The sequence below is a fragment of the Cohnella silvisoli genome (assembly GCF_021190915.1).
In the GTDB taxonomy this organism is placed as follows: Bacteria; Bacillota; Bacilli; order Paenibacillales; family Paenibacillaceae; genus Cohnella; species Cohnella silvisoli.
In genome coordinates this window covers 137696-160311 of sequence record NZ_JAIOAP010000018.1, presented here as the reverse complement: position 1 = coordinate 160311, position 22616 = coordinate 137696, and the positions used below count along the sequence as shown (strand labels likewise).

Here is a 22616-nt window from a genome sequence, read left to right as displayed (position 1 = left end):
GGAGCGCGGGCGAAGGTAAGTGGCGGGAGTATTCATAATGGAATTCAACTTTGACGAATTGAGGCTCTAACATGAAACAGAACAATCCTTCCGACCTCAATATCGATCTGGGGAGTCGCACTGAGCAGGCAAGCTTACGAATCGCACAGTGGGTCTCTCGAATATTGAATCCTGTTTTCATTGTCGTTCCTTTATATTTAACCGTTGCGCTTGTTTCTGCATCAAGTACCTATGAAGCTTTATTATGGTGGGCCATCATAAGCTTGGGTATAGGCATAGCCCCAGCCGTATTCATCCATCGAGGCGTACGGCAAGGCCGTTATACGGACCATGATATTAGCAAACGGGATCAAAGATTGGTCCCCTTCCTATTCACGATCGGCTGCATGATTACCGTTCTCGTATTATTGCTGACCCTCCATGTATCCGTCATTATCCTCGCCACTTTCACGGGAATGATCAGCTCTATCGTCATCGCACTCCTCATTACGCATTTGGCGCATTGGAAAATTAGTCTGCACTTAATCGGAATAACAGGTACGATCGTTACACTGGGCTTATTCGTCTCGCCATTTCTCTATTACCTGTCACCGATCATCCTTATCGTCGGGTGGGCCAGATGGCGCGTGAAAGCTCATACGCCTTTACAGGCTGTTGCGGGAGCTGCCCTTGCTGCCGTAATAACGGTCGCTGTGCTCCGGCTCTTCGGCTTGTAATTTTACGATTATTATTCAATCAAGAGGAGCAACCGCGACATGGATTGGAAACCGGATAAATCGTTGCAAATCCCGGTATATATACAGATTTCTAACTACATAGAGACAAGGATACTGAACGGAGAATATCCTTCGGGTAGTTCCCTACCCTCGGAACGTGCGCTTGCGCAAGAGCTGGACGTCAATAGAAGTACGATTGTCGCCGCATACGATCAGCTAAGATCACTCGGTCTTGTGAACAGAATTAAAGGTTTCGGAACCGTCGTTACCCTCGCCGCTACGGTGGATGGCGATATTAAACGCGTTCCGAATTGGGACGAATACGTCAAGGGCGGATTCCTGCATCTCAATAATCCGATGACCCGCCAAATTCATAAAAGCGTTGGATCGGATAAGCCTTATATCAACTTTGCCATCGGGGAGTTGAGCGCAGATTTATTCCCTGCCGTTCTCATGCAAAAAGCCCATAACCAGTTGGATATGAGCCAATACTTAGGTTATGAGCACATACAAGGAAATCTCAGATTACGGGAAAGCATCGCGAACCATTTGCAAACCTACCGCAACCTTTCTTCGACCGCCTCTTCCCTGTTGGTCACTTCCGGCGCTCAACAGGCTTTGCAGCTTATCGTTCAGTGTCTGTTGAAACCTGGAGACAGCGTAGCGATCGAAGATCCTTCGTATTCTTATTCCCTGCCCATCTTTCATTCAGCAGGTTTAAGGACGTATTTACTGCCCGTTGAGCAAGATGGAATAGACCCTGAGCAGATCGTCTCCCTATATAAACAGCATAGAATTAAAATGGTGTTCGTCAACCCCATTTATCAGAATCCGACTGGGGCGACTCTCACGAGTGAACGCATGAAAATACTGCTTGAAATCTCGACGAAATACGGGATTGCGATTGTAGAGGATGACCCCTATAGTCTGACCAGCTATGACCAAACACCGGTCAGCGTATTGAAATCGATGGATCAAGACGGCTCGGTTCTATACGTAAGCTCTTTATCCAAGATCATATCCTCTGGCCTTCGGATCGGATGGATTGCCGGACCGCAATCCGTCATTCATCGCCTGACGGATGCCAAACAGCAAATGGATTTCGGGCAGTCCAATTATTCTCAGTGGATCGCCGCGCAGCTGCTCTCTTCCGCTGAGCTGGACAACCACCTCATGAGACTCCGAATAGGCTTGGAAAGAAAGCTTCACCTAACTATAAATGCTCTTCGCGCGGAACTCGGCGACGACGTACAATTCGATGCTCCACGCGGAGGCATTCATCTTTGGTGTAAGTTAGAGGGGGAATGGGACGAGCAGCAACTGTTTAATCAAGCTATCGAGAATGGAGTCGTAATCGCTCCCGGCAGTACTCTTGGCTCTAAAAGCGGCTGCGTGCGTCTAACGTTTAGTAAAGTAGATGATCCGCTAATCCGTCCGGGAATTCAAAAATTTGCGGAAGCCTATCGCGCTGTCAAGCATCGGCGTTAAATCGCTCTAATTATTCATTCATAATCGCAATGAAGATGATTAGGACAGCGACAATGACGACCAGATAGATCGAGAGCAATCTTCCCCATTTGCGCCCTCTATTGGCGGAATAGGTGCTATTCCCCTCTTTATTGCTCAGAGTTGATCCGACCTTAAGCGTTATGACTACGGCTGCCGCCATAATGATCAAAGTTACGATTAACAATACGTTTGTGTTCATAAATTCGCACCGTCCTTTGTGCTCATTTTAACCGTTTTACCGATATCTGAGACCATCCATTTTACGAATTTGTAGACCATCCACTTATACGGATTGCACACAAAAAAATCCCGACCGGAAAGCATCGGGATTAAATCAATTTAGTCCATATATCGGGTAGGATTTCCTTAATTGTTTGGCACGTTCGTTTTACGGAACTTCTCTACCTCTGGAGTCAGCTTGTTGTTGTTAGCGGCCAGCAGCTCCATGAATTGCTGCAAAGTGGTCAAATAAGCGCTAGACTCTGGATTGTTCCATTGCAAGATCATCGTATAACCTTTGAGCGCGTTAGGTTGGATAACTTTGGTATCGTAATCGAACAACGGCGTATTGTTGGCGCCATAGAACGTCAATATTTTGTAGCTGTGGAACAGATTGCGGATTTGGGAAACCCGATTGGAATACGGATACTTGGATACGAAACTCTCTTGACTTAACGCCCGGTTAACAAGCTGCTGGTAGCCAATAACGATTGCGGCATCCTTGAGTTTCGCTTGATCGGATTCGACGGCCATAATATCGATATAAGCTTTAATATCAACATCTAATTGTAAACTATAGATTTTGAACTTCGAATAATCAATGACAGGAAAATAAAACCCTTCCGCCGTCTCCAGCTTATATCCGCTGTCCCTTGCTTCTTTAAGCAAAGCTTTTACGCTTGAACTTGTAATCCGTTTAATGACATTGTCGAAGCTGTCTCCTCTTTTATAGGCTTTACCGATGGCCTGTTGCACGGAGTTTTTCTCGAACCGTCGTTCCATAGATGGCAGCTGTTTCTTAATGGCGTTCTCCAAATGAAGAACCATAATGGTTGCTTGCGGTTTGGTGACGTCTTTGAAATGCGCGTTCAGATAGGCGATCGCTTTAGGCAGCTGGCCTTGCTTCGCTACTAATTCTTCGAATCTACCAATGACTCCGGCAGACATAGGATGATCGGATGTTGCGGTCTGGTTAACCGATACAGCGGGTTTAACCGGCGAATTTGCCGCAGATACAGCACCTGCGTTAAGGGAAAGAGTAAGCGCCGCTAAGGTTGCAAGCGTCATTGTCTTCGTATTCATAAAATTTTGTTTCATATCGAATCTCCTTCGTTGTTCGTATAGGATTTGAATCTGCTTATAGATTACCGGGTGGATGTATCAGGGTCATTTCCGGATGTTTCTATTGTGTAAACTTTTTCAGCCGCCTATTATTGATCTTTGCGTTAATCGGCATTACAATTGCTTAATGAAAACGACGACAGCGCCTATTGCGCCCCTCATCCCCTTGATCGTGGGCATGATCGCGATTTCCTTCGCCCCGATTCTAGTTCGGTATTCCCATGCTCCAGTCTCCGTTCAAGGAATGTACCGCATGTTATTCACGATTGTGATCATGCTTCCGTTCGGAACGAAACAAATTCCGCAAATCCGTTCGATTACGAGAAAAGATTGGGTATTGCTTGGTTTGGCCGGATTTTTCCTAGCGCTGCACTTTCTTCTCTGGATGGAATCTCTGGATTACACGTCCATTGCCAGTTCGACGATCATCCTATCATTGGAACCGGTATTCGTCATGATCGGCGCTTATTTCGTGTTCAAAGACCGGCACGGTAAATTCGCGTTGATGGGCTTATTCGTCGCGCTGATCGGCGCCTTCTGCGTGGGAGCCGGCGACATAAGCTTGTCTCGCAAAGCTTTTACAGGCGATATGTTGTCGTTGCTCGGGACTTTGGCGGTAGTCGTTAACATGCTGATCGCCAAACGAATTCTCGCTCGCGTCCCGTCTTATTTGTACAGCTTGATCGTTTTCGCCGTTGCATTCCTATGCTTTGCGATGTTTAACCTCTCGATGGACTTCAGCTTTACGAGTTATCCAGCCCGGGAATGGCTTATTTTCGTTCTGTTAGCCATCGTTCCTACCGTATTCGGCCATATGATCTTTAATTGGCTGCTCCAATACGTGAAGCCGACAACGATATCCATATCGGTGCTCGCGGAACCGGTAGGCTCAAGCCTGCTCGGCATGCTGATCTTCAAGGAAATGGTTACCTCATTCCAGCTAGTCGGCGGAGCGTTTATCATTATAGGATTGCTGCTGTACATGAGAACCGAGTATGCCGCTGTGAAACCAGTCGCCGAAACGGCATGATACGGTCATTACAGTAAATATCTTAAATATACGTATATGTTCGCCATGACGATCGATAGAATCATGAGCGGGAATCCGTACTTCAAAAATTTCATGAACGAAATCGGATGTCCTTCCTTTGCTGCCATCCCGGCTACGATAAGATTAGCGCTAGCCCCGATCAGTGCACCATTACCTCCTAAGCAAGCTCCCAATGCAAGACTCCACCATAGCGGCTCTAGATTTGTAATACCCATCGTTCCCATTTCTTGAATCATTGGGATCATCGTTGCCACGAATGGAATGTTATCAAGGAAAGCGGACGCGATCGCGCTAAGCCAAAGAATCAGCATCGATGTTGCCGCCAAGTCTCCCCCCGTCCATTCGATCGCTTTTTCCGCCAATTGTGAAATAACGCCTGTTTCTATTAAGCCCGACACAAGGGCAAACAACCCGATGAAGAAGAAAATCGTCATCCATTCCACTTTGGTGAACGCTTCCTCCATCTTATGTTCTCCGGTTAACAGCAACAACAAGAACGCGCCTGCTAAGGCTACGGTAGCGGACTCCAGATGAAGCAACTGGTGCGTAAAAAATCCGATCATGGTCAAGCCTAAAACGGCTAAACTTTTTTTCAGAAGCTTGGAATCCGTAATGAGCTGTTTCTCGTCCAATTCCATAATGCCGCGTTTTAATTCGTCTGTCGTTGTTATGCTTTTGCGGAAAAGCCATACGAAAATCGGGATATTCACCAGCATAATAATGATTACGATGGGTGCTAAGTTAGCGATAAAGGCTGTGAATGTAAGTTCCTTTACGGCGCTTCCGATCATAATGTTCGGGGGATCGCCGATCAGCGTCGCGATTCCTCCGATATTCGATGCAATAATTTGGGTAAGCAAATAAGGAAAGGGATTAACCCGTAATTGCTTAGTTATACTAAACGTTACGGGTATCATGAGAAGCACGGTTGTGACGTTATCCAGGAAAGCCGAACCCATCGCCGTTATTAGGATCAAAGCAATCAGGATGCGAACCGGATCGCCTTTAGCCTTCTTCGATGCGACAACGGCGATATATTTGAACACACCGGTATCTGCCGTTACGCTTACAATGATCATCATGCCGATCAGAAGTCCTAACGTATTAAAATCAATGTGGTGCATCGCTGTTTCTTGGTCTACAATCCCAAATACGACCATCAGAATGCCGCCAATCATGGCTACGATCGTCCGATGTATTTTCTCCGTAATAATAAGCGCGTAAATGACAAGAAAAATTCCGATGGCCCAAGCTGCTTGCTGTTCCATAGTGCCTCCTGAAAATAAATGTCGTATTAGTATGGCTTACCGCAACCCCAAAAAATGCAAAAAGAAGCCTGCTGATGGCAGGCTCCTCCGGGTATTATCTATTCGGTTCGATTCGTTTCGTCTATACATGTATTTTATAGGATATAGCCGTAATTCTCAAGGCATGAGCACGACAAACTACCCAATAAATTGCGTCAATAGCTGGTTAAACTTGTCCCGCTCCTCCCAGAAAGGGCCGTGACCGCTATATTGAAACGGGACAAGCTGTGAATATCTTATTTTTTTATTTACTTCCTGAGCTTGTGCGAATGGAATCACTTTGTCATGGATTCCGTGAATGATCAAAGTCGGAACGAATATTTTATCAAGATCCTGATATAACTTCTCATCTCTTAGCGATGCTGCTATGGCCGCGGTCGACCAACCTGCTGCCTGCAATCCCATTTGAAAGAACCAGTCAGAGAATCGCTCGGTTATATACTGAAAGAAAAACATATCCGTTACTCCCTGCAGCATTTTAGGGCGATCATTTAAAGTTTCGGCAATGAGTTTATTTGCGGTTTCCGTTGTAAAACCAGTCGGAGCCGCTGCGTCTATAAGGACAAGTTTAGATACTCCCCAGCCATTATATCGAGCCATATAACGAATGGCGATCGCTCCCCCCGTGGAGTGACCGGCTAGCGTGAAGTTGTCTAATCTAAGCGCACCAACTACCGCACGCACATCATCCGCCAGCCGGTCATAATTGTAGCCGCTCACCGGTTTATCCGATTCTCCGAAGCCTCTCCAGTCGATCCCTATGCAACGATATCCCAATGCGGGCAGAACATCGAACTGATATTCAAACTGTTTATGGCTTAAAGGCCAACCGTGTATAAACAGTATCGTCTTGCTGCCTCCCGGGTTTAGATCCTCTACGTATATTCTTACGCCTGGTTCTACAGTAACAAAGTATCCCACGCTAATTCCTCCGTTTATTATCATTCTCAACTTCAATAGGATACTCACTTGAGCAATCATGGGTGAATACCTATCCTTGTTGTAGAAAGATACATGAAGGAATTAGAAGCTGTGAACTTCCGCGGAACTGCTCTAGGTAATCCATTGGAATTTTGCGAAAATAAACGAAAAATAACTTGACATTGGAGTCAACTCAAATGATATTTTGATCTTATGAAAAAACTATATTCTATACAAGAGGTTTCACGGATACTTGGGATGCCGAAGGATACGCTTCGGTATTATGACCGGATAGGGATCGTCTCGCCGTCCCGGGAAGACAATCGGTACCGCAGGTATTCGAAGAACGACCTCATCGACTTGATGAATATTCAGATCATGCAGTATGCAGACTTTTCTCTTGACGAAATCAGGGGGAAGTTTGGTTTCCGCAAGATGGAAAATATCGACCCCGCTTACTGCGAAGAGGTTGCCGCGTTCTTCGATGCAAAGAACGCAAAAACGCGCGAGAAGATTGCTCATCTGGAAAAGGTCAGTCGGCTGCTCGACGTCGCAGCCGAAACGCTAAGGGACTTTAATAACGATAGTGACCAACTTCTGGCAGAGATTGTTCGCGAAATTTACAAGGATATCCAAAAGAATGAACCGGGAATTTCCAAAGAAGGTTGTGGTGAACATCAAGGTTAAGAATTTTTATTATCTGATTGCAGGCGTCCTTGCAATGCTGTTTGCCGTCACGCACGCTTGGAACGGGCAATCCGCTGTACTGCCGATGCTCAACATTGAGGCGATATCCGTGGATACCCGGACAGTATTCACATATGTCTGGCACATCATCACGGCAGAAAATCTGGTCTTAGGCATCGCTTTCATTTTCATGTCATTCCAAACCGAGCGATCAAGGATCCGGTTTGCCGCATGGTTGATCGCGGCGATCCTGATCGTCCGACTGATGGTTATTATTGGCATAACGGCATTGCTTGATGTATCGGGTCTTACGGATACGCTTATAGATTCGATTGCCATCGTAATCTATGTCGCCCTCATCATACTGGGCACAAGAATGAAGAAAAAGCAGAAGCAGTACGATGGTCAGCAAACACAGTAAACACACAAACTAGACACGCCTATCATACTTTGGAAGGCTCAATCCGAATGCTGCTCCAATCGCCTCATAAAATCTTCAACTGCACTGTAGCCTTGTTGACGAAGGTACCAGTTGTTTGCTGCAGCTTCTACTAATCCCGCAACGTCTCTTCCAGGCTGGAGTTGGATTTCAATATGCGGGATTTGAGTATCCAGATACTCAGTAAATTTCGGTTCCAACTCCAATTCGTTATTCAGTGCCTGATCCTCCCACTTTGTCAATTCGATATCAAGGATGATAGGAGTTTCATCCTGAAAAGCCTTACGGCCATATATCCGAGACACGTTAATCAAGCCGATGCTTCGAAGAGCAAGAAATTCCTTCGTTTTTCCGTCATGTGTCCCAATAATCGTTTCTGGACTAATCTTCTTTAAGACAACCACATCATCGGCAACTAGACGATGTCCTCTTCGAATCAGAGTGTGCGCCGTCTCGCTTTTCCCCACGCCGGATATTCCACGAAGAAGTATGCCAATGCCTGAGACATTGACACAAACGCCGTGGATACTCATCTCGGGCGCCAGTTGTTTGGCTAGATAATCGTCGACCCGTTCCATGAACTTGGACGTCGGTTCCTTTGTACGCAGAAGAGGGATCCCTTCTTCCTCGCAATACTTGATCAAATATTTGAACCCTGCTTGATTCCGGGTAACGATAAAGCAAGGCGGGTGGTATCGCACGATGTTTCCGATTCGGTTATTCCGCTCATTCTCGCTTAGGGTGTGTAAATAATTGATCTCTTTCTGACCTAGGATCTGAACATGCGCATGTGAGAAAAACTCAAAATACCCTGCGAACTCCAGTCCCGGGCGATTTGCCCTGGACTTGGTTATCGATTGATGCAGGTGAGTGCTTCCTGCAAGGATCTCCAGTGAAAACCGATCGGCCAAATCTTTTATTGTCACAGATTTCATCGTTCGGATCCCCCCCCCCCCAGATCATGAGATTAATCGGCTCTGATCAAGCCGTACGTCCCGTTATGGCGCCTATATAAGACTTCAGTTTGATTGGTTTCCGAATTCATGAATACATGGAAACCGTGGTCTAACAAATTCATTTGCAGAATGGCTTCCTGAATATCGACCGGTTTGAAAGGAATAGCCTTTATGCGTTCCACTTGAAAATATTCATCCGGCACATCTTCCTCATGAATTTCTGATGCCAATATCTTTGCTCCGTTCCGGTTAATCCGGCTTCTGATCTTCTCTTTCCATTTGCGGAACTTACCTGTCAATTTGACGGCTGCTTGATCAATCGAAGTATACATATCCTCGGTAACTTCTTCGGCTCGAATTACCGTACCCCCGTCGCGTAAAGTGACCTCCACTTTATGCAGCGGCTGATGGCCTAATATCGATAATGTGACTTGCATTTCTGCTTCATCGATCGGCACCTTGTTCAACCGTCCCAACTTATCCTCGGCATATTTCTTTAGAGCCTCGGTAACTTCCACGTTTTTTCCTCGAATGATCATTTTCAATGAGCTCAGCCCCTTTTTTTATGGAAGAATCCAATTTTCACACAGTTTCGCGTTTTCTTCTCCCCACTGCAGTTAATTCAAGAAGAGGCGAACCCGAAGCTTGAATAGCTTCGATCCCCTTTCTTCCGCATCAATGGGGCAGGACTTTCCCGTTAATATTGTTGTCCGTTTTGGTATGATCCGTTCGGTTCGTCAACTTTGTCCAGCCTTTGCGAAGCAATGGCAGCAAGTATGCATCAAGTCCGAAGCGTCTTGCGTTAGCTCCGGCTGTGAACACGATTACGCCAAGCATGAGTAGCCATGGATTGGTGCTAACAGTACCGGCCATTAGGAACATGAAGTTCAGTAACATACCGAAGAATGCAGCCGTCAGCGTTAGTCCCCCGAGGATAAGTCCGAGACCGATCAAAAATTCGCCGCAAGGAATCAAAATGTTGATCAACTTCACGTTCGGTAATGCGAAATGATTTAGGAAGTAGGTGTAATTCGGAAACAAAACTTCCTTGGTGGCGTGATCCGCTACCGGCTTGCCGACCGCTCCCTTTAGAAACCCGCTGGCGTCAAATCCACCGGTCAATTTGTGCCAACCTGCGTCAATCCATTGCCAACCGACATAAATTCGTAACAACGTAACCGCAACTGCCGCCCAGACATTTTCTTTGAACCATCTCATGACCATGATGGTCATCTCCCCTCAGGTATGTTGGATTTGTTTATCTTACACCCTCAGTATCGTTGTGTATGGAATTCCACGATGTGAAGTTCATCACACATAAGGAATTTATTTTGTGAAAACCATCCGCCGATGTGATCCATCTGGCTCGGTTGGAAATATAATAAACCGCCCGAGTTTCGGAAAATAAATCCGATATCGAGCGGTTCAGTTATATTGATATCTCGTCAGGGCGACAGTAATACCGACCCAGACGCCCCAGCGTGTCAGATACCGCGTTGTTCCAGTTTTGGTCGGCTTGTTGATGCTACTACCAAGAATACATTGAATACGGCATTTATCTCAGGATTTCTGGTTGGTTTCTTACTTAAGCATGACTAGGTAGTGCAACTACCTTGATACTTTGACTGGGCCGGGTGCAACTTCTGGAATACTGCCGGCTTGGCTAGACTGAGTCTCTCCGATTGGTCGTACATGCCGAAGCCGCGTAACGACAAGGACGATGATAACAAGCATGATGGCGCCGCTGGCTGCCGCAACGGCGTGCATCCCGCTCGTAAAGGCTTCGCGTGCCCCCGTGAGCAGTGCCTTGCCGACTTGTTCTGAGAGGCCTTCCGCTATAGCCGTGGCACCGGCCAAGCTGTCGCGGGAAGCTTGTACCGCGGACGTCGACAAGTCGGTGGGAATAGAGTTCGCCACCTGGTTGCGATAAACGACCGTGCCGATGCTGCCCAAGACTGCGATACCTAGCGCGAAGGCGAATTCGCCGCTGGTTTGCAGCATGGAGGCCGCCGATCCTGCCTTTTCCGGCGGGGCTGAGCCGATGATAAGGTCGCTGGACAGGCTCGGGAGCGGGGCTGCACCTAAATTGAAGCAGATGTACCCGAGCACTAGAAACGTGAGACCTGACTCAACCCCCACCTGGGTCAGCAGAAAACAGCCCGCGGTCGATACCAATAGACCCGTTCCGATAAGCCGGGCCGGTCGGATCCGGCGTGCGATAAGCGGTGAGAAAAACATACCGACCATCGAGGCAATTACCCCAGGGAGCATATACAACCCTGCCTGAAGCGGCGACATTCCTTGTACGAATTGGAGGTACTGCGCGATGAAGAGCATGGTCGCTCCTGTCAGTGTAATACCGAACATGCCCCCCAGTGCAGCGCTGAATCCGGGACTCGTAAACAGTCGTAGGTCCAGCAGGGGACTCGTCAGCCTGCGCTGCCGCGACACGAACACCGTGCCGAGGACGACGCCCGCCAGTATTAACAGTGCAGGCACCATCTGCAGACCGTGCTTGGCGATTTCCTTGAGGCCGTATATGACCGGCAGGATGGCGCCCAGCGATAACGCGACACTGGTCAAATCCAGCCGGCTGCATTCGGGGTGTCGGTATTCAGGCAGCAACATAGGTCCGGTTATTAGTAGAAGCAACATGACCGGTACACCCAGAAGGAACACCGAGCCCCACCAGAAGTGATCCAACATGACACCTCCAACTACCGGTCCAAGGGCCATACCGCCCATAGAGCACGTTAACCAAATGCCGATGGCAAGGGAGCGCTGCTTATGGTCACGGAACATATTGCTAATCAAGGCTAAAGTAGAAGGCGATACAGTCGCTCCGGCTATACCGAGTATTGCTCGGGCCGCAATGAGCATCTCAGCGCTTCGAGAGAATGCAGCCAATATCGAGGCTATCATGAATGCGCTCCCGCCGATCAACAGCAGTTTGCGGCGGCCGATCCGATCTCCCAGCGTCCCCATGGTGATCAAGAACCCGGCGAGCATGAATCCGTAGATGTCGATGATCCACAGCTGCTGAGCGCTATCGGCGCCGAGGTCGGCACCAATGTGCGGCAATGCGAGAATCATTACCGAGAGATCAATCGAGACGAGAAGGGCGGGCAAGGCCAGTACCGCGAGCCCGATCCATTCACGCTTGCCGGCCTTCATCTCTTTTCCATGCAATGCGTTCTTCATTCGTTCTGCAGCTCCAAGCCTAGCTTATCTAACATTAATTTTGTGCCGTGCTCGCGTTGTTCTGGTGTATCGTGACCATCCAAGAAAGCTCCTTGTTCGGTGTAGATGAGTTGAGTACCGTTGCTTGATCGCTTTATTTCTACTGTCGTCACGGAGACTGAAATCCGTATCTCTCCTTGGTCCAGGGTGTAAGTATAAACGATGCGACTGTCCTGAACGATCTCTTGGTAGCAAGCGTCGAAAGTGTAAATCGGACCATTCGGCGGGCCGCCGCGGTTGATTTCTCGACCACCAACCCGAAAGTCGAACTCGTCGGCTTTAACGAACCACCGTGCTTTGGCCGACGGGTCCGACCATGCGGAGAATACCCGCTCGGGCGATGCATTATAATTTCTCTCGATAACAAAGGTAGAGTACTTTACAGATCGTTCATTCATGGTTTTATTTTGTCCTCCCCTGGGGGTGAATTCTTAAACGGTCAATGGTTCTTTTCTCTGCATAAGGCTTGTTACATGCTCTAATTCCTGTATAAGCTTTTGTTGTAATCTTATACTTTCCTCAGACGCTCAATGTTTCATGATCATCCCCTTATTCTGCGCCAGCTTTCTACCGGTAACTAAAGTTTACAACATGACGTTACGTCACTTTCAAGTGCAAAATGAAATTTTTAATATTTTGGCATGAAAATGAGGTGTTATGCGGATAACCTCGCCAAAAGAGCCTCCAGGCGATCAAAGTTCTGTTCATTCGCCTCGACGGCATAGGTCTTTGTCTTCTCGCATTCAGCAACAGTCTCGAAAAGCATGCGAAAGGTAAGCCTACACTTGCCATCAAGGTCCTCGAAGGTGGCCGTCACCTGAAATTGGTGGCCTGACAGATGTTGAAAAACGATCCGCTCAGGTTTAACAATCTCTGTAAAGACGCTTTTATTTGGATAATCGACGCCATTGGGACCATGCATGATAAACTGCCAGTTGCCGCCCGGCCTCAAGTCAAACTCATGAAAAGTATTCGTAAATCCCTTCGGCCCCCACCATTGTGCCAAGCATTCAGGTGTTGTCCAAGCCTTGAAAACAAGATCGCGCGGCGCATTCATGATGCGCGTGGTCACCAACTCTTTTTCGTTTGCGTTCGTTGAGCTGTCGTTTGTTACATTGTTTTCGTTCATGTCCATTCCTCCAAATTTAATTTTGTTCCCTCGAATCTATAGACACAATGATACGGTAATTTCTATCATGGGAGTTGGACCAAAATAAAACCGCCCAAAAGAAGGCGGCAGTAGGTTGAACCCTTTGCGGTTTAATTATTTTCCTTATCTAACGTGCCTTAACGATAATTTTACGGATGCTTTCACTTGATAAGTGATACTTTTTCTCCAGATCCACAATGGACCAACCGTTCGCGAAGAAAAGCGTAATCTCTTTATTTCTCTCGGCCAGCAGCTTCCGCGTTCCGCTCACTTCTCCCCAACTGGCCCTCTGATCGGTCGGTTTGGGAATATAGATCAATTCGCCGGAAATATGCTTTTGCAATTCCTTCAGCAATCTAGGGGGAAGCACATCTCTCCCATTTCTGTAATTCACGATAAACGTCGTCCTCCTCGAACAGGTTTGCTTTTATATGGCTTGGAACAATCATCGCATTAGCTGACATCATATTCCCCAGCCTCCTCTCGAAATTTTGGCATTTTACTACCTGGCAGAAACAACAAAAAATCCGTGGATTGGGTATCTTCCACAGAAAACCTTTTCGATCCGCATAATCACGGTTTAATGTCCCTTATCGTTGCATTCCAATTGTTATAAAGGAGGCCTTGCGGCCTCCCCCTTCATAAATGATTTCCGATTAAACGGAAATCACCTCAAGGATTATAATCACGCAGATCATCTCCTTTCCTCGAATTCGTCGGGCCCGACACCTTTATTGTACTTCCAATGTATAGGAGATGAACAGTGAAAGAATATTTATAAATGATCTTTACCGGCTAAGAGGCTTACAGCTCCACCATCGCCTTAATGACTTTGGATTCGGGTTTCAGCCAGCTTTCGAATTCACTGATCATACCCTCGAACGGCGATCGGTGCGTGATGAAGCTGCCGACATCGATATTGCCGCCCTTGACCGCTTCGTAAACTAGTGTGAAGTCTTCCTTCGTGGCGTTGCGGCTTCCCATAAGCGTTAGCTCTCTTTTGTGAAACTCGGGATCATGGAAAGTTAGATCGGCTTTAACAAGCCCGACGTACACCAGCGTGCCCCCATGCGCCACTAGGCTGAAAGCATCTGTCATAGACTTCGCGTTGCCCGTCGCATCGAATACAACTGTCGGAAAGTCGCCGTTCGTCAGCTCGGCTAACTTCTCTTTAGGTTCATGCAGCGCATTAACGGTTTCATCGACATGAGCCCACGAACGGCAGAAAGCGAGCCGTTCGTTTTTGATGTCCATCGCGATGACCCTAGCATCCGCGTATTTAGCGAATGCCATAACGCCTAAGCCGATGGGTCCGCCGCCGATTACGAGTACCGTTTCGCCTCGGTGCAGTCCGGCTCTTCTCACCGCATGAGCCCCGATGCTGAGCGGTTCCAATACCGCTGACTGATCGAGCGTTAAGCCGTTCGTACGGATTAAGTGGGTGACCGGAACGGAAATAAGCTCACGCATCCCGCCATCGATATGGACGCCTAGCACTTTCATGGACGTACAGCAATTCGTTTTGCCGCTGCGGCAGGCGATACATTGCCCGCAATGCATGTAAGGAATAATGCTAACCTGATCCCCTGCTACTAACCCCGCTTCATTCTCTCCAACTTGTTCGATGATGCCGGCTAATTCATGACCCAACACCCGAGGATAACTGAAGAATGGCTGATTTCCCTTAAAAGCATGTAAGTCCGTACCGCAGATGCCAATTCTTTTCACACGTATAATGGCGTCCCCTTCCGCCAAAGAAGGCTCGGGAAGGTCTACAAGCTTGAAACGTTCGATTTCCTCGCAAACAATGCCCAGCATAACTTGTCATCGCCTTTCATTTGCCGTTATATTCCGGTCTGCCGCTGACCCACGTCTGGTTGTGAACAGGCTTCAGTATATCGAGCACGTCCTTGAGCAGCTCTTCATCAATAGGTTCATCCGTCCAAAAGGCATTATTGCGGATATTATCCGGGTTAGCCGTACTCACCAGCGTAGTAGGAATCCGCTCGTTCGAGGTCGTAAATTGGACAGCCAGCTTGGCGATGTCTTGCCCTCGGCTTGCGCACAATTCGGCTGCCCGTTTGCATATTTCTTTCAACTCGCGGCTTGCTGGATGCCACTCCGGCGTTCCTCGATTGCTAAGCAAACCCATCGACAGGGGGGATGCGTTAACGAGTCCGATTCCACGCTGTTCCAGCAAAGGCAGCAGTCCGAGCAGCGAATTATCATTTAAGGAGTAGTGGCAATAAGAAATAATCGCGTCGACATTCACTTGAGGAAGCAGCATCTCGAACAATTGCAGCGGAAGTCCGCAAATACCGAAATAGCGGATTTTGCCTTGTTCCTTCATTAGTTGCAGCGTTGGAATCGCTTCTTCTAGAATTATTTCGGAGGAAACGAATTCGATATCGTGCAAATACAGGATGTCAATATAGTCCGTGTTCAGCCGGGAAAAGCTTTCTTCCAAACTAGCCGTGATTCGTTTCCCGGAAAAGTCGAACTCGTCTGCCCCGTAACGCCCCGCTTTGGTGGAGAGAAGAAATCGATCCCGCGGAATTTCCTTGATTGCTTTTCCAAGTACGGTTTCAGCTTTCGTCAAGCCGTAATAGGGCGAAACGTCGATCAGATTGATGCCGGAATCAATTGCCGCATGCACGGTACGGATAGCTTCCGCCTCATTGGTCTCCCTGAAAACAGATCCAAGCGACGATGCGCCGAAGCTGAGAATGGATACGTCCAAGCCAGTTTGACCGAGCTTCCGATACTGCATTATAGAATCACTCCATCTTTGAAAATAGCAATCTCACGGAATCCGTTCCTTTCGTTATACGTATGACTGTCGCCCGAAGCGATGTCGAGCAATTGGTTCCATAGCTCATCAGTCAATTGTGCCATGCTCTTGCTTTCCAGAAGCTGCCCCGCATCGAAATCGATCCAATTTTTCTTACGCTGCGCGAGCTCGCTGTTCGTAGAGATCTTGACGGTCGGCACCGGTCCGCCGAACGGCGTTCCCCTGCCGGTCGTGAAGAGAACAATATGCGCTCCCCCGGCAGATAACGCCGTTACGGAAACCAAATCATTGCCGGGGGCTTCCAATAGGTTCAGCCCTTCCTTACTCACACGCTGCCCATAAGGGACGACATCGGTTACGATCGAATGACCGCCTTTTTGCGTGCAGCCAAGCGATTTCTCCTCTAACGTGCTTATGCCTCCGTCTTTATTGCCCGGCGACGGATTCTCGTAAATCTCTTGATCATGCCGGATAAAATATTGCTTGAAATCGTTAACGAGCGATACGATCCGCCCGAACACTTCTTCATCGACCGCGCGGTTCATCAGAATCGTCTCGGCGCCGAACATCTCAGGCACTTCCGTCAGAATAGCCGTGCCGCCGGTTGCGATAAGTCGATCGGATACCGATCCAACGAGAGGATTCGCCGTTATACCGGACAATCCGTCGGAGCCGCCGCATTTCAATCCTAGCTTGAGTTTAGACGCGTGAACAGTCTCGCGCTTGAATTTCTCCGCATATTCGACCAGTTCCTCGATGAGAGATAGTCCCACCTCAAGCTCGTCCTCTACATCCTGCGATCTCATGAATTTAATTCGTCGCGGATCGAACTCTCCTATCACTTGTTTAAACGAATCAATCTGATTATTCTCGCAGCCAAGCCCAACAACGAGCACCCCTGCCGCATTCGGATGGTTCGCCAGCGAAGCCAGCAGTTTCTGCGTATGCTTCAGGTCATCCCCGAGCTGCGAGCACCCGAATGGATGGGAGAAATGATGGACTCCATCCACTCTGCCTTCATACAACGTATTGGCGCGCTTGGCGATTATTTCGCATGTTTTGTTAATGCAGCCTACGGTATTGATGATCCAAATTTCGTTGCGAATGCCGACTTCTCCATTGTCGCGGACATAACCTTGAAAAGTTTGTCTTTGAGGCTGATTCGCTTGCGCGACAGGAGGGGTCGGCTCGTAATGGTAGTTCAGGAATCCCTTCAGACCCGTCCCCAGATTGTGCGTATGCACCCAAACTCCCGGCTTTAGCGCTTCCTTCGCTTTACCGATGGAATAGCCGAATTTCATGACGTCCTGACCTTCACCCACTGGCCTAGTAAGGATCTTATGTCCTTTTGGCACGTCGTCCGTCAATTGCAACTGTGCCCCATCTTCTAACGTAATTGTCTCTCCTGCCGAGAACGGCCTAAGAGCAATCACGACTTGGTCTTTAGCCGATAGACGAATCCAATCGCTCATTGAAGTTCCCTCTTTTCCAATTCCATGTATCTCGCTGTAATCGATTCCGCTAAACTGAGGCAGCTAGACAAATCTCGTCCCCATAGCGAATGCTGTGCAAGCAGCCGTTCCACCGTCTCTTTCAGCGGCTCTTTGGCGTGGTCCGCTTCCTCCCAAATGGAGGCTAGCGTTTCCAAAACCTTGGCATCGTCGCGAACGGTATAGCTCTGCCCTTTGAGAGAGAAGCCTTCGTAAACCTCACCATTGAGCTTTACCTTGTAGTAGCGAAGCAATCCCGCAAATCCAAGGATGAGTCTAGTCGGAATCGGCTCTCCACGCTCTATGTAAAATGCAAGAGAAGGAAGGAGCCTTACCTTAAACTTGCTAATGCTGTTCATCGCGATGTCCGTTAGCCGATGGTGAATGTAGGGGTTTAAGTATCTTTCGAATACGCTGTGCGCATAAGTTCTCATCTCATTTTCCGGGTACGGGAGGGTTGGTATGATATCGTCGATTACCGTTGCTCGAACGAATGCGCCTAGCGTCTGATGCTCCATCAACTCTCGTACATGATCAAGACCATAAAGCAGACCCAGTGGAGTCATCAACGTATGCGCGCCGTTCAGAATGCGGACTTTACGCTGTTGGTAAGGCTTTAAGTCATCCACCCATTGAACGTTTAACCCTGCGCGCTTGAAGGGAAGCATCTCATCCAGCTCCGGTTCAGCTTCGATCACCCATAGATGATAAGGCTCTGCCGTGCATAGCAATTCATCCTCATAACCCCACTCGGCAAACCACGTCTCCGCTTGAGCTTTGTCTGGGTACCCTGTAACGATCCGGTCAACGAGCGAATTGAGGAATCGATTGTGCGAATACACCCATTCCCGAAACGCCGCCGGAAAGCTCCAATCCGTTGCATATTGCAGGACGGCATCCTGCAGCGCATCCCCATTTCGCTCGATCAACTCGCAAGGCAATAGAATGAGTCCGCGATTAGCAGCCCCGTCAAACTTCAAATACCTCTGATAGAGCAAATATGCGATTTTACCCGGGAAAGAAATGATCGGCACTCCTTCCGCCAACGTCTCCGGGCGATACACAAGACCCGCTTCGGTTGTATTCGACACTATGAAGCGCAAATCCGGGCTGATCGAAAGCTCCACTAATCGCTTCCATTCCGTATAAGGATCGATCATCTGCGAGAAAACGGTAACGATCTCTCTGCTCTCCACGCTCTGTCCGTTCTCGATCCCTCGGATAACCATCGTATACAAGCCGTCTTGACCGGCCAACGCATCGATCTTCGGTTTACCCGTCGGCCGAGGCTGCGTAACCGCTATGCTGGCATCGAACAAACCTTGCGAGCGGCACCGATGAACCATCCAATCGAAAAACCCGCGAATGAAGTTACCCTCTCCGATTTGGAGAACCGTTACGGGGCTTGCGCTCACCTCATCCAGACGTCTCGTTTCCGTCTCATCCAGAACGGATCGGTTTAGAGTTCTCATAGCTTATAGAACTCCTTTGCGTTGACGCCGAATAACCGATCGCGCTCCTTCTCTCCCCAAGTTTCAGGCAAAGCTTGTTCAAGCACTTCCACCACCTGATCGTAACTGGCTGCTAGTAGGCATACCGGCCAATCGCTGCCGAACATTATGCGATTTGGTCCAAACAGTTCAATCACTTTGCGAATATACCCGGTAAAATGTTCAGGCTTCCAATTCTGATGTTCGGCCTCGGTCACCATACCCGAAAGCTTGCAGTGGATGTTGGGATATTTGGCAATTTCCTTCATATGGCTGAGCCACGGCTCCATTATGCCCTCGGCGATTGCAGGCTTGGCGATATGATCGATAACGCCGCGTAAACCGGGTACAAGCTCAAGCAGCTTCACGAGCGGCTTTAATTGATGGGAAACGACAAGCAGGTCGATCGGAATGTCTATCTCCGCATAGTCGCGAAGCGCTTTCAGGAAATGCGGCTCCAGTATGCTTGAAGCATCCGTCATCTCCTGGATCATCATCCGGAAACCAACGAATTTCGGATGCTCACGGAATCGTTCGAAATGCGTACGGTGTTCTTGATCGTTCAAATCCAGCCAGCCGACAACGCCGAGAATCGTCTCGTCCGAATCCGCCAACGTCAATAGATAGTCCGTCTCCTCCATAGTCGGGGCCGCCTGAACGACGATGGTGCCGTCCAATCGGTGTTCCTTCAGATGCGGTACCAGATGCTGGGGCAAGTAATCCCGATAAAGCACGGGAAGCTCAGGCGTAATCCAACCGTAATCGTTACGATCGATTTTCCAGTAATGTTGGTGGGCATCAATCCGCATGCATGAAATCTCCCCTTATTACAGCTGATATACCTCTATTTTACCAGCACTATTCTACATATAAAGAGTTGATAATTGCATAAATGTACTCTATTTTGATATTTTATAGATAACAAAATAAACCTCCGGAGGCTATCATCGTGAATGCCCTTCGCAAGTCGTTCTCGGACGATCCCTTGTTCCCCTTCGATCTCGTGTACAAAGACACCAAGAGTCCGCAGAGAGAGCTGCCGGACCATCTTCACGATCGTTATGAGCTTGTCTATGTTTACGGAGGCAATGGAACGATGTTCATCGATCAGAAATTTTACGACATGGCAGCCGGCGATCTGTTCATCATACCGGGCAACTCGATTCATCGCGCTTTTCCCGATCCGGTTGATCCCGTTACTTCTACGGCCGTTTTCTTCGCTCCGAGCTTGATCTCTTATGAGAAATTGGACGATTCGTATAGCAGTATGCGTTGCTTCGAGCTGGCAAAGAAAAGGAAAAATTACAAGCTTGAAACGGCCGGGCAGCTGCGCGGCCAAACGGAAGCAGCTTTGGAAGACATTCATCTTGAGCTTGAGCGGAAAATACCGGGCTATCGTCATGCGATCTCCCTGCAGTTTCAACAATGGATGCTTCGCGTAAACCGCCATATGATCACGACTCATTCGGATGTCTCGGACGACGTAAGGATCGGCCCGTTATGGATGAGAGAAATTCTCCATTATATCGCTCAGCATCCGAACAGAGACCTGGGATTATCTGCTTTAGCGCAGCAGTCTTCGGTAACCGGAGCCCACTTTTCCCGCGTATTCAAGCAACTCACCGGCATGAACGTCACCGATTACGTCAACGCCAAGCGAATCGCACAGGCTAAAGAATTATTGCTCGAGACGGACGAGAGCATTGGCCTAATCGCGGATCGCTGCGGCTTCGAGAGCCTTCCTCATTTTCACCGGATTTTCAAGAGAATGACGGGTTTGACTCCTGGAGTTTATAGGCGAGATATCCCCGAGCGTGGGAGAACGTAAAAACCCCCACACGGAAGGTCGGTGGAGGTGATCGTACTATGATCGGCAATCACTTCAAAATTTCATATTTGCCAATGATCGGCAAAGGTTTTATCTGACCGTTAGCCGCTGCGAGAATCCCGATAATCATAAGTCCGAGTATAGCCAGATTGGCAAATGGAAGCAGCAGCCATCCAATAAACGGCAGGATCCCTAGCACGATGTTCACGGCCAGCGCTAGAAGAAAGAGATTCAGTCCCTGTCTAGCATGATACTGCGCGAATGGAGATTCCTTGGCGGCTAACAAAGGGACAAAAAATAAGATGTAACCCACGATGGCCATCCCTTTATTTTGCTGAACATCGGTTTCGTTTACGGTTGGTTGCACGACAACACCTCATTAATAGATTGTATTGTCTCTAGCTTAGTTCAAACTGACATCATTTTACAAGTTACTGGCGTCATGCTTTTGGTCAACACTGGTTATTACTCCTAGGTATTTTCACCTAGTTGTTCTCCCGACTTTTACGAATACCGGGACTTCGACTCCGACCATCCTGAATCCGCACTTCTGCTATAACTATTTACGGGTAACGTTGACCGATTGATCCCATTCGTTAACTTCTCGGGTTATGTCCTCTCCTCCTCTTTCATTCCACTGTCTGATAAAGTCATCGAAAGCTTCGACCGGCAAATTGCCGTATACGATCTTCAGCATCGTTTCCTTCTCCAGCTTCTTCAGCAGCGTCCACTTCAGATTCATTGTAGGCGTATATCGCCCGACGAACTTATTGCTGTGTGAATAAGCCACTTGGATAGCTCCGACTTTAAGCCCTTCCAAGTAACGCCGCGATGTCGTACTGGCCATTTTCCGCTCATAATGGGTATTCGTGCTGCCCCGCAGCACTCGGCTTTCCAGGCTTCCCCCTTGCATGACATGGGGTGGAGTACTTCCCGGCGAGACGAGAAAAAAGTTGGCGATCGTGCTGGTAGATACTCGGAAATCATAAATAATTTGCCCGTCCCGCTTTATATAATCGTAGCCTTCCGCGTAGCCTTCGGCAAAGTCGGAATCCAAATCTTCGATTAATACCCCGTATACCTGATCCATATAGGCAAATACGGCATCCATATGCGAGAATCCCTTGCGGAAAAAATAGGCGCCATACGAAACCTGCGAGCCAATCTTGCTGATCTTGCCGTCCGGCCCAGCCGGTCCAGCCAATCCTGACGGATCCATATAATCGGAGAGCCGACCTTGTCGTCGGATATTTGCGGAATGCCCCATATTCCCCCTTTGTAAGTAACCGTCTTCAATACCTCGGAATTTTTTTCTTATATGCCTCTTTGATGCGAGTCGGCGCGTAGGTGTTGAAGGCTTCTTCCAGATCAATCACTTTGCCTGATTCCAACAGAACGCTGAGCAGCTCCGGAATATCCTTGTCCAATATAAACAAGACGTCAGGAAGCTCCTCGTCGCTCGACAAGGCCAGCTTGATTCTCGTAGCCAGCGCCTGATTCTCGTCCGAGAGAATCCACTTATTCATCTGGATAATGCCAAGACGGTTTCTAGCCCAACGCGTAATCGGGTTATTATCAATCGTGTCGTTAAATTTCAATTGATCATTATCCCTCAGCGCCTTCTCTTTGGTGATGACGACCGGCGGGTAATTCCAAATAGAAATAACGGCCATTATCAGGACTCTGAACTCCCGGATAAT

General features: G+C 48.3%; 25 protein-coding genes. 6 read left to right on the top strand and 19 right to left on the bottom strand.

The window, feature by feature from the left end; genetic code table 11:
* Positions 1-71 precede the first annotated feature (71 nt).
* Positions 72-716, top strand: a complete 645-nt coding sequence (locus K7P76_RS27490; RefSeq protein WP_232189274.1) for a hypothetical protein — start codon at positions 72-74, stop codon at positions 714-716.
* A 39-nt stretch (positions 717-755) separates the two neighbouring features.
* The gene (pdxR, locus tag K7P76_RS27485; RefSeq protein WP_232189273.1) at positions 756-2204 is read left to right on the top strand and encodes a MocR-like pyridoxine biosynthesis transcription factor PdxR; all 1449 of its coding nucleotides are present in this window, start codon (positions 756-758) and stop codon (positions 2202-2204) included.
* Positions 2205-2214: 10 nt separating this feature from the next.
* Here the strand turns inward: pdxR and K7P76_RS27480 are convergent, their stop codons facing one another.
* Together K7P76_RS27480 and K7P76_RS27475 are read right to left on the bottom strand one after the other, a co-directional pair.
* Positions 2215-2424: a hypothetical protein gene (locus tag K7P76_RS27480; protein ID WP_232189272.1), complete on the bottom strand. Its 210-nt coding sequence runs from the start codon at positions 2422-2424 to the stop codon at positions 2215-2217.
* A gap of 167 nt (positions 2425-2591) precedes the next feature.
* Positions 2592-3542 (bottom strand): hypothetical protein, encoded by a 951-nt coding sequence (locus K7P76_RS27475; protein ID WP_232189271.1) that lies wholly within the window; start codon positions 3540-3542, stop codon positions 2592-2594.
* A gap of 151 nt (positions 3543-3693) precedes the next feature.
* Between K7P76_RS27475 and K7P76_RS27470 the strand changes: the two genes are divergently transcribed.
* On the top strand, positions 3694-4596 hold the full coding sequence (locus K7P76_RS27470) for a DMT family transporter (RefSeq protein WP_232189270.1): 903 nt from the start codon (positions 3694-3696) through the stop codon (positions 4594-4596).
* Positions 4597-4604: 8 nt separating this feature from the next.
* Here the strand turns inward: K7P76_RS27470 and K7P76_RS27465 are convergent, their stop codons facing one another.
* A complete protein-coding gene (locus tag K7P76_RS27465) occupies positions 4605-5885 on the bottom strand; it encodes an ArsB/NhaD family transporter (RefSeq protein ID WP_232189269.1) in 1281 nt (426 codons plus the stop codon).
* A gap of 177 nt (positions 5886-6062) precedes the next feature.
* A complete protein-coding gene (locus K7P76_RS27460; protein ID WP_232189268.1) occupies positions 6063-6845 on the bottom strand; it encodes an alpha/beta fold hydrolase in 783 nt (260 codons plus the stop codon).
* A 213-nt stretch (positions 6846-7058) separates the two neighbouring features.
* On the opposite strand from K7P76_RS27460, the gene K7P76_RS27455 reads away from it, so the two are divergent.
* Positions 7059-7532: a MerR family transcriptional regulator gene (locus K7P76_RS27455; protein ID WP_255678833.1), complete on the top strand. Its 474-nt coding sequence runs from the start codon at positions 7059-7061 to the stop codon at positions 7530-7532.
* Positions 7513-7953: a hypothetical protein gene (locus tag K7P76_RS27450; protein WP_232189292.1), complete on the top strand. Its 441-nt coding sequence runs from the start codon at positions 7513-7515 to the stop codon at positions 7951-7953. The genes K7P76_RS27455 and K7P76_RS27450 overlap by 20 nt, the downstream gene beginning before the upstream one ends.
* 38 nt (positions 7954-7991) lie before the next feature.
* Here the strand turns inward: K7P76_RS27450 and hprK are convergent, their stop codons facing one another.
* From hprK to K7P76_RS27390, 12 genes are all read right to left on the bottom strand, one after another.
* Positions 7992-8906 carry an HPr(Ser) kinase/phosphatase gene (hprK, locus tag K7P76_RS27445; RefSeq protein WP_232189266.1) on the bottom strand — a complete coding sequence of 305 codons (915 nt, stop codon included), beginning with the start codon at positions 8904-8906 and terminating at the stop codon, positions 7992-7994.
* A 32-nt stretch (positions 8907-8938) separates the two neighbouring features.
* Positions 8939-9466: a ribosome hibernation-promoting factor, HPF/YfiA family gene (gene hpf, locus K7P76_RS27440; protein ID WP_232189291.1), complete on the bottom strand. Its 528-nt coding sequence runs from the start codon at positions 9464-9466 to the stop codon at positions 8939-8941.
* 136 nt (positions 9467-9602) lie between these two features.
* Positions 9603-10151 carry a DoxX family membrane protein gene (locus K7P76_RS27435; protein WP_232189265.1) on the bottom strand — a complete coding sequence of 183 codons (549 nt, stop codon included), beginning with the start codon at positions 10149-10151 and terminating at the stop codon, positions 9603-9605.
* A 384-nt stretch (positions 10152-10535) separates the two neighbouring features.
* On the bottom strand, positions 10536-12128 hold the full coding sequence (locus tag K7P76_RS27430; RefSeq protein ID WP_349403271.1) for an MFS transporter: 1593 nt from the start codon (positions 12126-12128) through the stop codon (positions 10536-10538).
* Positions 12125-12565 carry an SRPBCC family protein gene (locus K7P76_RS27425; RefSeq protein ID WP_232189263.1) on the bottom strand — a complete coding sequence of 147 codons (441 nt, stop codon included), beginning with the start codon at positions 12563-12565 and terminating at the stop codon, positions 12125-12127. The genes K7P76_RS27430 and K7P76_RS27425 overlap by 4 nt, the downstream gene beginning before the upstream one ends.
* 257 nt (positions 12566-12822) lie before the next feature.
* The gene (locus K7P76_RS27420) at positions 12823-13296 is read right to left on the bottom strand and encodes an SRPBCC family protein (protein WP_232189262.1); all 474 of its coding nucleotides are present in this window, start codon (positions 13294-13296) and stop codon (positions 12823-12825) included.
* A 148-nt stretch (positions 13297-13444) separates the two neighbouring features.
* Positions 13445-13711, bottom strand: coding sequence for a CD3324 family protein (locus tag K7P76_RS27415; protein ID WP_232189261.1), 267 nt, complete (start codon positions 13709-13711; stop codon positions 13445-13447).
* 410 nt (positions 13712-14121) lie between these two features.
* Complete coding sequence (locus K7P76_RS27410; protein ID WP_232189260.1) at positions 14122-15135, bottom strand: zinc-binding alcohol dehydrogenase family protein; 1014 nt, start codon at positions 15133-15135, stop codon at positions 14122-14124.
* A gap of 16 nt (positions 15136-15151) precedes the next feature.
* The gene (locus tag K7P76_RS27405) at positions 15152-16087 is read right to left on the bottom strand and encodes an aldo/keto reductase (RefSeq protein ID WP_232189259.1); all 936 of its coding nucleotides are present in this window, start codon (positions 16085-16087) and stop codon (positions 15152-15154) included.
* Positions 16087-17580, bottom strand: a complete 1494-nt coding sequence (locus tag K7P76_RS27400; RefSeq protein ID WP_232189258.1) for a UxaA family hydrolase — start codon at positions 17578-17580, stop codon at positions 16087-16089. The genes K7P76_RS27405 and K7P76_RS27400 overlap by 1 nt, the downstream gene beginning before the upstream one ends.
* Entirely contained in the window at positions 17577-19070 is a 1494-nt protein-coding gene (locus K7P76_RS27395; protein ID WP_232189257.1) for a tagaturonate reductase, read from the bottom strand. The genes K7P76_RS27400 and K7P76_RS27395 overlap by 4 nt, the downstream gene beginning before the upstream one ends.
* Positions 19067-19897 (bottom strand): amidohydrolase family protein, encoded by an 831-nt coding sequence (locus K7P76_RS27390; protein WP_232189256.1) that lies wholly within the window; start codon positions 19895-19897, stop codon positions 19067-19069. The genes K7P76_RS27395 and K7P76_RS27390 overlap by 4 nt, the downstream gene beginning before the upstream one ends.
* A 140-nt stretch (positions 19898-20037) precedes the next feature.
* Between K7P76_RS27390 and K7P76_RS27385 the strand changes: the two genes are divergently transcribed.
* Entirely contained in the window at positions 20038-20916 is an 879-nt protein-coding gene (locus K7P76_RS27385; protein ID WP_232189255.1) for an AraC family transcriptional regulator, read from the top strand.
* 49 nt (positions 20917-20965) lie between these two features.
* Here the strand turns inward: K7P76_RS27385 and K7P76_RS27380 are convergent, their stop codons facing one another.
* From K7P76_RS27380 to K7P76_RS27370, 3 genes are all read right to left on the bottom strand, one after another.
* Positions 20966-21283 (bottom strand): DUF4870 domain-containing protein, encoded by a 318-nt coding sequence (locus K7P76_RS27380; protein ID WP_309244797.1) that lies wholly within the window; start codon positions 21281-21283, stop codon positions 20966-20968.
* Positions 21284-21475: 192 nt separating this feature from the next.
* Positions 21476-22183 carry a type 2 periplasmic-binding domain-containing protein gene (locus K7P76_RS27375; RefSeq protein WP_232189254.1) on the bottom strand — a complete coding sequence of 236 codons (708 nt, stop codon included), beginning with the start codon at positions 22181-22183 and terminating at the stop codon, positions 21476-21478.
* 25 nt (positions 22184-22208) lie between these two features.
* Positions 22209-22589 (bottom strand): type 2 periplasmic-binding domain-containing protein, encoded by a 381-nt coding sequence (locus K7P76_RS27370; protein ID WP_232189253.1) that lies wholly within the window; start codon positions 22587-22589, stop codon positions 22209-22211.
* Positions 22590-22616: the final 27 nt, after the last annotated feature.